Genomic DNA, 11,856 nt, shown 5'->3' with positions numbered 1-11,856 from the left:
CGATTGCCGCGGCCACGACACTATGACACTAAGGGAACAGGCACATGGCAACGGCAGATCTTTTGACAATGGACAGCAAGAAAACAGCAGAAAAGCAAAAGGCGCTGGACAGCGCTTTGGCACAGATTGAGCGGCAGTTTGGCAAAGGCTCGATTATGAAACTGGGCTCTGAGGGGGCCATTCAGGACATCAAGGCCAGCTCAACAGGCTCGCTTGGTCTGGACATTGCATTGGGCATCGGCGGTTTGCCCATGGGCCGGATCATTGAAATCTACGGGCCGGAGAGCTCTGGTAAGACCACGTTGACGCTGCATTGTGTGGCTGAGCAGCAAAAGGCCGGCGGCGTTTGCGCCTTTGTGGACGCGGAACATGCGCTGGATCCGCAATATGCGCGCAAGCTGGGCGTGGACATTGATGAGCTGCTGATTTCCCAGCCCGACACTGGTGAGCAAGCGTTGGAGATCACCGATACGCTCGTGCGCTCCGGTGCGGTGAATATGGTGATCGTGGATTCGGTCGCCGCCCTGACGCCCAAGTCCGAACTTGAAGGCGATATGGGCGACAGCTCCGTTGGCGTGCAGGCCCGGTTGATGAGCCAGGCGATGCGCAAGCTGACCGGCTCCATCGCGCGCTCCAACTGCATGGTGATCTTCATCAACCAGATCCGCATGAAGATCGGCGTGATGTTCGGCTCTCCTGAGACGACAACAGGCGGTAACGCGCTCAAGTTCTATTCCTCCGTCCGCCTCGACATCCGCCGCATCGGATCGTTGAAGGACCGCGATGAGGTTGTGGGCAACGCCACCCGCGTGAAAGTGGTCAAAAACAAAGTGGCACCGCCCTTCAAACAGGTGGAATTCGACATCATGTACGGCGAAGGTATCTCCAAGATGGGCGAGCTGCTGGATCTGGGGGTTAAGGCCGGTGTGGTCGATAAATCCGGTTCCTGGTTCTCTTACGGGGACGAACGGATCGGCCAGGGCCGCGAGAATGCCAAGCAGTTCCTCAAAGACAATGAGGCCATGGCGATGGAGATTGAGGACAAGATCCGCGCCGCCCATGGGCTTGATTTTGAAGGCTCAGAGGCGGGCGATGATATGGACATCCTCGAAGCCTAACGCCAGGGCGGGCAGGGGGCAGGGCCCCGCGATGCCGCACCTCTGAGTGCGAGACACGAGATTTGGGACGCCGGCTGGGCCGCGCGTCCCTTTTTCATGGTCCGGCCCTGTGGACACCCCCGCCCGCAGGGCTATTTGAAAGGCTCTGATCCAGACGCCCCGGAAGGCCATTCAAATGAAGACGCTCAACGATATCCGTTCCACCTTTTTGTCCTACTTTGACAAGCAGGGGCACGCCGTTGTGGCCTCTGGCCCCTTGGTGCCGCGCAACGATCCCACGCTGATGTTCGCCAATTCCGGCATGGTGCAGTTCAAGAACCTGTTTACCGGGGTAGAAACACGCGACTATGTGCGCGCCACCACCGCGCAGAAATGTGTGCGCGCCGGGGGCAAGCACAATGATCTTGATAATGTGGGCTATACCGCGCGCCACCACACCTTCTTTGAGATGTTGGGCAACTTCAGCTTTGGCGATTACTTCAAAGCGGATGCGATCGCCTTCGCATGGGAGTTGCTGACAAAGGATTTCGGCATCGACGCCTCGCGCCTGCTGGTCACCGTTTATCACACCGATGATGAGGCGGCGGAGATCTGGAAGAAGGTCGCAGGCCTGCCCGATGACCGTATCATCCGCATTCCCACCGATGATAATTTCTGGCGGATGGGGCCGACCGGCCCTTGCGGCCCTTGTACTGAGATTTTCTATGACCACGGTGATCACATCCCAGGTGGCCCTCCGGGCAGCCCGGATGAGGATGGCGACCGTTTCATTGAGATCTGGAACATCGTTTTCATGCAAAACGAACAGTTCGAAGACGGCTCAATGAAGCCCCTGGACATGCAGTCCATCGACACCGGCATGGGGCTGGAGCGTATCGGTGCCCTGCTGCAGGGCCAGCACGACAATTATGAAACCGACACAATGCGCAGCTTGATTGAGGCGTCAGGCCACGCGCTGTCGCTGGATCCTTTTGGGACGGGCAATGTGCATCACCGGGTGATTGCGGATCATTTGCGCTCCACGTCCTTCCTGATTGCCGATGGGGTGATGCCGTCCAATGACGGGCGCGGCTATGTGCTGCGCCGCATCATGCGCCGCGCGATGCGCCACGCGCATCTTCTGGGGGCCAAGGACCCGCTGATGCACAAACTGGTGCCCGCCTTGGTGCAACAGATGGGCAGCGCGTACCCCGAATTGGGCCAGGCCCAAAGCCTGATCACAGAGACATTGATGCTGGAGGAAACCCGCTTCAAACAGACCCTGGACCGGGGCCTTAAGCTTTTGGAGGATGAGGTCAGCGGGCTGAGCGCTGGCGCTGATTTGCCCGGGGCTGCGGCCTTTAAGCTTTATGACACCTATGGTTTCCCGCTGGATCTGACCCAGGATGCGCTGCGCGAAAAGGGTTTTGGCGTGGACACCGATGGCTTTGATGCGGCCATGGCCGAGCAAAAGGCCAAGGCCCGCGCGGCCTGGTCCGGCTCTGGAGAGGCAGCGGATGCGACTGTCTGGTTCGACGTGGCCGATCAGCATGGCACCACAGATTTCCTGGGCTATGAACTTGAGACCGCCGAAGGCCAGGTGGCCGCCATCATCAAAGACGGCGCTGCGGCTGAAAAGGCACAAGCGGGCGAGGCGGTGCAGATCGCTCTCAACCAGACGCCGTTTTATGCAGAATCCGGTGGCCAGGTCGGCGACACCGGCCTGATCAAAACCGAAACCGGTACTGTCACGGTCACCGACACCCGCAAAACCGCTGGCGTTTTTGCCCATATCGGCACCGTCACCGAAGGCACGGTTGAGCCTGGCCAGGCCGCAGTGTTGGAGGTTGATCCCGCCCGCCGTACCGCGATCCGCGCCAATCACTCCGCCACCCACCTGCTGCATGAGGCCCTGCGCGCGGCCCTTGGCGATCACGTGTCCCAGCGCGGTTCTTTGAACGCGGCGGACCGGCTGCGCTTTGATTTCAGCCACGCCAAGGCGCTAAGCCCGGCTGAGCTGGAACAGGTTGAGGCCGAAGTGAACGCGTACATCCGCCAAAACGCTCCCGTTGAGACCCGGATCATGACGCCCGATGACGCCCGCGCCCTGGGGGCCCAAGCGCTCTTTGGGGAGAAATACGGCGATGAGGTGCGCGTGGTCTCCATGGGTACCCAAGAGGGGTCCGGCAAGGGTAGCGACGGTGCCACCTATTCGCTTGAGCTTTGCGGCGGCACCCATGTGGCGCGCACGGGCGACATCGGGGCTTTTGTAACCCTGGGCGACAGTGCCAGCAGCGCAGGCGTGCGCCGGATTGAGGCGCTCACTGGTCAAGCAGCGATGGACTATCTGCGCGGCCAGGATCAGCTCTTGGCCCAAACCGCAACAGAGCTGAAAGCCTCCGCCGCAGACGTGCCCACGCGGGTGAAAGCGCTGCTGGATGAGCGCAAGGCGCTTTCTAATGAAGTGGCGCAGCTGCGTCGCGAGCTTGCGATGGCGGGCGGCGGGAGCGCCGCGCCAGAGGCGCGCGAGGTGGGTGGCATCAAATTCATCGCTCAAGTCCTGCAAGGCGTGACCGGCAAAGACCTGCCCGCCCTGGTGGATGAGCATAAAGCCAACCTCGGCTCGGGCGCGGTCCTATTGATCGCGGATACCGGTGGCAAAGCGGCGGTCGCGGGCGGCTTGACCGCAGACCTCACCGATCAGCGTTCCGCCGTTGATCTGGTCAAAGCCGCTGTGGCAGAGCTGGGCGGTAAAGGCGGCGGTGGCCGTCCAGATATGGCACAGGGTGGCGGCGCTTCTGCTGACAACGCCGAGGCTGCCATTGCCGCTGCAGAAACCGTTTTGAAAGGATAAACCGATGGGCGCACTTTGGATTGCACATGTCACCGTGACCGATGAAGAGGCGTATAAGAAATACGCCGCAGGGGCCACGGTCGCCATTGCAGAACACGGCGGCGAATTCATCGCCCGCGGTGGCCGTTTCGTTCAGCTGGAGGGCAAAGAGCGTCCGCGCAATGTGGTCGCCCGTTTCCCCGATGTGGAAACTGCCGAAAAATGCTATCACTCAGACGCTTACCAAGCTGCACTGGAACATGCCCGGGGGGCCTCAGAACGCGAACTTCTCATCGTTGAAACCAACGAATAAGTCCCCCGCCTGACCCGCGTAGAGGATGGCCCCGTCAGCCGCGCTGGCACGGGCACGTCCCCGAACGGCTTCATCTTTCCACTATAATTCCGGGGGTTTGGGGGCTGGCCCCCAATCCTGCCGTCGCATCAAACGTGTCGCTTGAAATCAGCTCGCTTTCGCCATCCGCTTGCGCTCATGCGGATCCAGATACCGCTTGCGCAACCGCACCGCATTGGGCGTTACCTCAACCAGCTCATCATCGTCGATGTAGGCAATCGCCTCTTCCAATGACAATGTCATCGGCGTGGTCAATCGCACCGCTTCATCGGTGCCAGAGGCGCGCACGTTGGTCAGCTTTTTGCCCTTCAGTGGGTTCACTTCCAGATCGTTCTCGCGGCTGTGCTCGCCGATGATCATGCCGGTGTAAACATCCGCCTGCGCGCCGATCATCATCTTGCCGCGCTCCTCTAGGTTCCACAGCGCATAGGCCACGGAGGTGCCGTTCTCCATTGAGATCAGAACTCCCGCGCGGCGGCCCGGGATCGGACCCTTATGCGGGGCCCAGCCATGGAACACGCGGTTCAACACGCCGGTGCCGCGCGTATCAGTCAAAAACTCACCGTGATAGCCGATCAAACCGCGAGAGGGCACATGCGCCACGATCCGGGTTTTGCCCGCGCCGGCGGGCTTCATCTCAACCAGTTCACCTTTGCGGGTGCCGGTGATCTTTTCGATCACCGCGCCTGAGTATTCGTCGTCCACGTCAATGGTGGCCTCTTCGATGGGTTCGTGACGCACCCCGTCAATGTCCTGGAACAGCACCTGAGGGCGCGAGATCGACAGCTCAAACCCTTCACGGCGCATGTTTTCAATCAGCACGCCCATCTGCAATTCGCCGCGCCCGGCAACCTCAAAGGCTTCGCCGCCGGGGGTGTCGCTGATCTTGATCGCCACGTTGCTTTCGGCCTCTTTATAAAGCCGGTCGCGGATCACGCGGGATTGCACCTTTTTGCCATCACGGCCCGCCAGGGGGCTGTCGTTGATGCCAAAAGTGACGGTGATGGTGGGTGGGTCAATCGGCTGAGCGGGGATCGCTTCGCTGACGGATGCGTCGGCCAAGGTGTCGGCCACCGTGGCCTTAGTCATCCCCGCAATGGAGACGATGTCGCCCGCTTCGGCCACATCGATGGCGGTCTGCTCCAGCCCGCGAAAGGCGAGGATCTTGGTGGCGCGGAAGTTCTCAATCAGCGTGCCGTCGCGCGACATGGCTTTCAGCGTCTGACCTGGCTTCAACGTGCCGCTTTCCACCCGGCCGGTCAGCATCCGACCCAGGAACGGATCGGCACCCAGCGTGGTGGCCAGCATGGTGAAGGGGGCGTCGCGATCGGCCATCTGTGCAGGCGCGGGGACGTGGCTGATGATCAGATCAAAAAGAGCGTCGAGGTTTTCGCGCGGGCCGTCCAGCTCATGATCGGCCCAGCCGCTGCGGCCAGAGGCATACATGGAGGGGAAATCGAGCTGCTCATCGGTTGCATCAAGGTTGGCAAAAAGATCAAAACACTCATCGAGCGCGCGGTCAGGCTCGCCATCTGGTTTGTCCACCTTGTTGACGACCACGATGGGCCGCAGGCCCAGCTTGAGCGCTTTGGAGGTCACGAATTTTGTCTGTGGCATCGGCCCTTCGGCCGCATCCACCAGCAGCACAACACCGTCCACCATGGACAGGATCCGCTCCACCTCTCCGCCGAAATCGGCGTGGCCGGGCGTGTCTACGATGTTGATGCGGGTGCCTTTCCATTCCACAGACGTCGGCTTGGCAAAGATTGTGATGCCGCGTTCGCGTTCCAGGTCATTGCTGTCCATGGCGCGTTCACTGGTCGCCTGGTTTTCCCGGAAGGTGCCGGATTGCTTGAGCAATTCGTCCACAAGCGTGGTCTTGCCGTGGTCAACGTGAGCGATGATTGCGATGTTGCGCAGGTCCATGGGATCAGCCTTTTATGGGTTTGCGCCGCGCTTACCGTGCAGGCGCAGCAAAGGCCAGCCCAAAAGCACCCAGTATCTGTTCTACATTTGTCGCAGGGTTAATGGGTGTTGGTTTTCGAAAACACCTGAATGACCACGATCCCCGCAATGATCATGACCAGACCAATCACCGCCGGCAGATCCAGCTTTTGACCAAAGAGCACATAGCCAATGCAGGCAATCAGCACGATGCCCAGCCCCGACCAAAAGGCATAGACGATCCCCACCGGCATATAACGCAGCGCGCCGCCCAGCATGTAAAAGGAGGCCCCGTAGCAGATGACCACGGCAACAGAGGGCCAGAACTTGGTAAACTGGTGGGAGGCTTGAAGTGCTGTGGTGCCCAAGGTCTCAGTCAGCACGGCAAAAAACAGCCAGATGTATTGAACCGGCATGAGGTCTCCTTTCACAGGCACCTGTCAAAGGGGCAGGGCGGTGGTGTCTTTAATCTCTTCCATGACAAAGCTGGCAGAAACGTCAGAAAGCGCAACCTTGCTGATCAGCCGTTGATAGAGCCGGTCATACCCCGCCATATCGGCGACCCTGGCACGGATCAAGTAATCCAGATCCCCAGACATCCGGTAGACCCCCAGAATTTCCGGAAGTGCACGTGTCGCAGCTGAAAAATTGGACAGCCATTCGGGGTCATGCGCGTTGGTGCGCACCTGGATAAAGACGCTCAGCCCCAGGCCCAGCAGGTCCGCATCCAAAAGGGCGACCCGCCCCTTGATCAGCCCGGCCTTTTCCAGCGCACCGATCCGGCGCCAACAGGCGTTGCGCGACAGGCCGACCGCGGCGCCAATGGCATCCAGCGATTGTCCCGCGTCACGCTGCAGAATGTTCAAGATCCGGCGGTCTATGTCATCAATGTCTCGCATATCTTGGCTTGATAGAGATAATTTCCCCATCACGCCAGCGATGATGCGAAAATTTGGGATCACTTCACCCCGGCGCGTGGCTATTTTGTCCCCAAACCAATCAACAGGAGCCCCCATGATCAACCGCATCTTCCTTGACCATCCTGCCAAAGTGGATGAAACCTTTCTTCAACACATGGGCTTTGCGCTGCGCTTTTCAGGGCAGCTTTTGCTGGCCGCCGGTGCCGCGCTGGTGCATGCGCTGATCCCATGTCTGTTTGAAAAGACCGCCAGCCGCATTGTCGGACAGCTGTACGCGCGCACCCATAACCGGGGTCAGTAACATGTGCCGTTGGGCCGCCTGGCAAGGCATGCCGATCTTTCTGAGCGAGATCATCACAGACCCGCAGCATTCCTTGGTGCATCAGGCGCGCGATGCCACTGAGTGCAAGACCGCCATCAATGCCGATGGGTTCGGGCTGGCCTGGTATGATCACCGTCCCACGCCCGGTCTTTACCGTGATGTCTATCCCGCCTGGTCGGATCCCAATCTGCGCGCCCTGGCAGAACAAGTGCGTTCGGGGCTTTTCATGGCGCATGTGCGCGCCTCAACCGGGACAGCGACCAGCCGCAACAACTGCCACCCCTTCGTGTGGGAGAACTGGAGCTTCATGCACAACGGTCAGGTCGGCGGGTTTGAGCAGTTTCGCAAAGCGGTTGATATGATGATCTCGGACGCCCTTTATGCCCACCGCAAAGGGGCGACGGACAGTGAGGCGTTGTTTCTGCTGGCCTGTGGCTATGATCTGAATGCGGCACCGCAGGCGGCACTGGCTAAAGCGGTGGCTGAGCTTGAAGCCGCGTCCCGGCAACGGGGGCGGCCCCCCACATCCGCATGGCAGCGGCCCTTTCTGACGGGCAAAACCTTTTCGCTGTGCGCTATGCCAGCGATGCATTGGCCCCGTCGCTTTATTATCGGTGGGACGTGCGGGCCAAAGGCTGGTCGGTGGTCTCTGAACCCTTTGAAACGCCAGAGCAGGATTGGAAGGAAGTCCCCAAGGGCAGCTTTTGCCGCTTTACCCCCGAAGGGGTTGAGATTTCGCCCTTTGCCCCCGGTGACATGATCGTGGAGGCCGCGGCCTGACGCGCCACCGCTTCGCAATAAAAAGGGGCCGCGCAATAGGCGCGGCCCCTATTTTCTTTTGGCCAAAGGTGTCGCTTAAGAAACTGCCCTTGGTCCCGCAGTGCGGCTGAATTACCCAGCCAGCGCTTTGTTCAGGTTCTCATCCACTTTTTCCAAGAAGCCCATGGTGGTCAGCCACTTCTGATCAGGGCCAACAAGCAGCGCCAGGTCTTTGGTCATGGAGCCGCTTTCAACCGTTTCCACGATCACCCGTTCCAGCGTTTCGGCAAAGTTCATCAGCGGTGCGTTGTCATCCAGCTTGGCGCGGTGCTTCAGACCGCCGGTCCAGGCATAGATCGAGGCGATGGAGTTGGTGGAGGTCTCTTCGCCCTTCTGGTGCTGACGGTAGTGACGGGTCACAGTGCCATGCGCGGCCTCGGCCTCCACGATCTTGCCATCGGGTGTCATCAACTGAGAGGTCATCAGACCAAGCGAGCCAAAGCCTTGTGCAACCGTGTCGGATTGGACGTCACCGTCGTAGTTCTTACAGGCCCAGACAAAGCCGCCGTTCCACTTCATCGCGCAAGCGACCATATCGTCGATCAGGCGGTGTTCGTAGTGGATGCCTGCGGCTTTGAACTTCTCTTCGAACTCTTCCTCATAGACCTGCTGGAACAGCTCCAGGAAGCGGCCATCATATTGCTTGAGGATCGTGTTCTTGGTGGACAGATAGACCGGCCAGCCCAGGTTCAGACCATAGTTCATGGAAGCGCGGGCAAAGTCGATGATGGAGGCATCGAGGTTATACATGCCCATGTAGATGCCAGCCGCAGGCGCATCAAACACCTCGCGCTCATCCACAGTGCCGTCTTCGCCGACAAACTTCATGGTCAGCTTGCCAGGCCCTGGGAATTTCATGTCCGTGGCGCGGTACTGGTCGCCAAAGGCGTGGCGGCCGATGACGATGGGCTGGGTCCAACCGGGCACCAGGCGCGGTACGTTTTGGCAGATGATCGGCTGGCGGAAAACCACGCCGCCCAGAATGTTGCGGATGGTGCCATTGGGCGAGCGCCACATCTTTTTCAGGCCAAATTCTTCGACGCGCGCCTCATCAGGTGTGATGGTCGCACATTTGACGCCGACGCCGTATTTCTTGATGGCTTCCGCGGAATCGATGGTGATCTGGTCATCGGTTTCATCGCGGGCCTCAATGCCCAGGTCGTAGTACTTCAGGTCAATGTCGAGATAGGGCAGGATCAGCTTTTTCTTGATGAAGTCCCAGATGATACGGGTCATTTCATCGCCGTCGAGTTCGACGACCGGGTTTTCAACCTTGATCTTGGTCATGAGGCTTTCCTTCGCTTGTGGCTGGTGTTGGCCCGCGTGTAGCCTATCTGGATGCAAAGGGGAAGACGGTATACAACGGTATGCCGATTTATCTCACTTTACCGCCCGCGTGGCGAAAAAAGCAGCGATGCGGGCCTTGGCGTAAGTCCAGAGAGCCGGTGCGCCGATGGCGATTTTGGCGCCAACTCGGTCGTGGATCTGTTGCTCTGTCACGTCAAAGTCGGTCCAGCTGCCGCCGCCCGATTGCAAGTTTTGCATCGGCGGCTGGAACCGGTCGAGCGATTTTGCAAATTGCGCGGTGGGTGTCTCGGCGGCTTCAAACTCTTCCCAGATGGCGCGAAACGCGGTGTTCAGCTCATCTGGCAGCAGGCCAAAGATGCGGTCTGCGGCGGCCTGCTCCTGTGCGGCGATGGCGGCGTGATCCAACTCAGCAAAGATCGGGTTGTCGCCGGCGTCGATCTCTACCAGATCGTGCAGGATCAACATCTTGATGACGCGGGTGACGTCCACCTCTGGTCCCGCTTGATCGGCCAGAACCATGGCATAGAGCGTCAGATGCCAGGAATGTTCAGCCGAATTTTCATACCGTGAATTGTCGCACAGTTCCGTGGCGCGGATGACCGACTTTAGCTTGTCGGCCTCCACCAGAAACGCGATCTGTCGATCCAGCCGCGTCTCTGCGGTCTCACTCACCTTTGGCGGCCTGCGCGCGGTGATTGGCCAAGGACTGTGCCAGAAACTTGCGCCCGTTGTCGTTGGCCATTCGGGTGCGCACGGCGGTCAAAAACGCCTCTTCCAGCGTCTGAGAAGAGGCCCCAAGGACCTCTCCCAGTTTCATGAACAGCCGGTCTTGCCCGGTTTCTGCCTGCACGGCCAGACATTCTTCGGCTAGTTTGTTGGCCATCTCTGTGACAACGGGATCGGCCATCAGCGCGTGTTCTCAGTCAGGCGGCGTTTGACGTAATCGGTGGTCGTGTCGATCAACGTGTCCATGTGCGGCTCTTCAAAGAAATGCCCGGCACCTTCCACCTCTTCATGGGTGATGGTGATGCCCTTTTGCTCATGCAGCTTGTTGACCAGGTTCACGGTATCGGCAGGCGGTGCTACACGGTCGGCGGTGCCGTTGATGATCAACCCCGATGACGGGCAGGGTGCCAGGAAGCTGAAGTCATACATATTCGCAGGCGGTGAGACTGAGATGAAGCCGGTGATCTCTGGGCGGCGCATCAACAACTGCATCCCGATCCAGCGCCAAAGGAAAACCCAGCGACCCAGCAATGCTTGGAGTTGTTGTTCATGGACTGCAGATAATCCAGCGCGCTTGCCGCGTCGCTTAGCTCTCCGATGCCCTGATCGTATTCGCCCTGGCTGCGCCCGACGCCGCGGAAATTGAACCGCAGTACGGTGAAGCCCATGTTATAAAAGGCGTAATGCAAGTTATAGACCACTTTGTGGTTCATCGTGCCACCGAATTGTGGATGCGGATGCAACACAATGGCGATCGGGGCGTCACGTTCTTTTTGGGGGTGATAGCGGCCTTCAAGGCGGCCTTCTGGTCCGGGGAAAATGACCTCTGGCATGGGTATCCCTGTCTGAAGCTCCAAGCTCAGTTGAGAGTTGACGTCTCTCACCCTGATCTTTAGAACGGTTCTAATCTTGGTGCCCGTGTCTCACGGGTTGAAAAGTCGGTTTAAGCGGATCACGCACGGACGTCAATCAACGCGACGCTTTCGGGAGGGGATGACATGAAGCTTTCCACCAAAGGGCGCTATGCCATGGTCGCTTTGGCCGATATCGCGCTGCAACCTGCCGATCAGTTGGTCACCTTGGGCGAAATTTCCCGGCGCCAGTCGATTTCACTGCCCTATCTGGAGCAGCTGTTCGTGAAGCTGCGGCGCGCGGAGCTGGTGAACTCGGTCCGGGGGCCGGGTGGTGGGTACCGGTTGTCGCGGCCCGCGTCGGAAATTCGCATCGCGGATGTTCTGGGCGCGGTGGATGAGACGGTGGATGCGATGCACAAAGGGGCAGGGGCCTCTGGTGCGGCGTCTGGCAGCCGCGCGCAATCGCTGACAAACCGATTGTGGGAGGGGTTGAGCGCGCATGTTTATGTGTTCCTCCACCAGACGCGCCTGTCAGATGTGATTGAGAATGAGCTTGCTCCCTGTCCCGCGGTGCCAAACCTCTTTGATGTGGTGGACGAGGCGTGAGCGGATTTATGGCGGCATTTAAGGCCGGCCTTGGGCGCGCGGTGTCCTCTGGGCGTGACCAGCGGGGTATTGCCG

The 11,856-nt window shown here is 59.6% G+C and carries 11 protein-coding genes and 2 pseudogenes; 6 read left to right on the top strand and 7 right to left on the bottom strand.

Annotation, left to right across the window (positions count from 1 at the left end; translation table 11 throughout):
- Positions 1-44: 44 nt before the first annotated feature.
- The 3 genes from recA to ACZ1HM_RS11730 all read left to right on the top strand — a co-directional run bounded on the left by recA (position 45) and on the right by ACZ1HM_RS11730 (position 4,243).
- On the top strand, positions 45-1,118 hold the full coding sequence (recA, locus tag ACZ1HM_RS11740; protein WP_472742938.1) for a recombinase RecA: 1,074 nt from the start codon (positions 45-47) through the stop codon (positions 1,116-1,118).
- Positions 1,119-1,293: 175 nt separating this feature from the next.
- Entirely contained in the window at positions 1,294-3,951 is a 2,658-nt protein-coding gene (alaS, locus tag ACZ1HM_RS11735; RefSeq protein ID WP_472742937.1) for an alanine--tRNA ligase, read from the top strand.
- A 4-nt stretch (positions 3,952-3,955) separates the two neighbouring features.
- Entirely contained in the window at positions 3,956-4,243 is a 288-nt protein-coding gene (locus tag ACZ1HM_RS11730) for a DUF1330 domain-containing protein (protein WP_472742936.1), read from the top strand.
- A gap of 147 nt (positions 4,244-4,390) precedes the next feature.
- Here the strand turns inward: ACZ1HM_RS11730 and typA are convergent, their stop codons facing one another.
- The 3 genes from typA to ACZ1HM_RS11715 all read right to left on the bottom strand — a co-directional run bounded on the left by typA (position 4,391) and on the right by ACZ1HM_RS11715 (position 7,125).
- Positions 4,391-6,208, bottom strand: coding sequence for a translational GTPase TypA (gene typA / locus ACZ1HM_RS11725; RefSeq protein ID WP_472742935.1), 1,818 nt, complete (start codon positions 6,206-6,208; stop codon positions 4,391-4,393).
- A 98-nt stretch (positions 6,209-6,306) separates the two neighbouring features.
- Positions 6,307-6,642, bottom strand: coding sequence for a DMT family transporter (locus ACZ1HM_RS11720; protein WP_472742934.1), 336 nt, complete (start codon positions 6,640-6,642; stop codon positions 6,307-6,309).
- A 24-nt stretch (positions 6,643-6,666) separates the two neighbouring features.
- Positions 6,667-7,125 (bottom strand): Lrp/AsnC family transcriptional regulator, encoded by a 459-nt coding sequence (locus tag ACZ1HM_RS11715; RefSeq protein ID WP_472742933.1) that lies wholly within the window; start codon positions 7,123-7,125, stop codon positions 6,667-6,669.
- Between the two features lie 115 nt (positions 7,126-7,240).
- On the opposite strand from ACZ1HM_RS11715, the gene ACZ1HM_RS11710 reads away from it, so the two are divergent.
- Both ACZ1HM_RS11710 and ACZ1HM_RS11705 read left to right on the top strand, forming a co-directional pair.
- The gene (locus ACZ1HM_RS11710) at positions 7,241-7,447 is read left to right on the top strand and encodes a DUF6356 family protein (protein ID WP_472742932.1); all 207 of its coding nucleotides are present in this window, start codon (positions 7,241-7,243) and stop codon (positions 7,445-7,447) included.
- Position 7,448: 1 nt separating this feature from the next.
- A pseudogene (locus ACZ1HM_RS11705) lies at positions 7,449-8,248 on the top strand (class II glutamine amidotransferase).
- 111 nt (positions 8,249-8,359) lie between these two features.
- Here the strand turns inward: ACZ1HM_RS11705 and ACZ1HM_RS11700 are convergent.
- The 4 genes and pseudogenes from ACZ1HM_RS11700 to ACZ1HM_RS11685 all read right to left on the bottom strand — a co-directional run bounded on the left by ACZ1HM_RS11700 (position 8,360) and on the right by ACZ1HM_RS11685 (position 11,154).
- The gene (locus ACZ1HM_RS11700; RefSeq protein ID WP_472742931.1) at positions 8,360-9,574 is read right to left on the bottom strand and encodes an NADP-dependent isocitrate dehydrogenase; all 1,215 of its coding nucleotides are present in this window, start codon (positions 9,572-9,574) and stop codon (positions 8,360-8,362) included.
- A gap of 93 nt (positions 9,575-9,667) precedes the next feature.
- On the bottom strand, positions 9,668-10,267 hold the full coding sequence (locus ACZ1HM_RS11695) for an HD domain-containing protein (RefSeq protein ID WP_472742930.1): 600 nt from the start codon (positions 10,265-10,267) through the stop codon (positions 9,668-9,670).
- Positions 10,260-10,502 carry a hypothetical protein gene (locus ACZ1HM_RS11690; protein ID WP_472742929.1) on the bottom strand — a complete coding sequence of 81 codons (243 nt, stop codon included), beginning with the start codon at positions 10,500-10,502 and terminating at the stop codon, positions 10,260-10,262. The genes ACZ1HM_RS11695 and ACZ1HM_RS11690 overlap by 8 nt, the downstream gene beginning before the upstream one ends.
- A pseudogene (locus tag ACZ1HM_RS11685) lies at positions 10,502-11,154 on the bottom strand (alpha/beta hydrolase). The gene ACZ1HM_RS11690 and the pseudogene ACZ1HM_RS11685 overlap by 1 nt, the downstream one beginning before the upstream one ends.
- A 165-nt stretch (positions 11,155-11,319) precedes the next feature.
- On the opposite strand from ACZ1HM_RS11685, the gene iscR reads away from it, so the two are divergent.
- Positions 11,320-11,781, top strand: a complete 462-nt coding sequence (iscR, locus tag ACZ1HM_RS11680; RefSeq protein ID WP_472742928.1) for a Fe-S cluster assembly transcriptional regulator IscR — start codon at positions 11,320-11,322, stop codon at positions 11,779-11,781.
- Positions 11,782-11,856: the final 75 nt, after the last annotated feature.

The organism is Sulfitobacter sp. GN1-4 (assembly GCF_055693825.1).
This window is presented reverse-complemented; position numbering and strand designations above follow the sequence as displayed.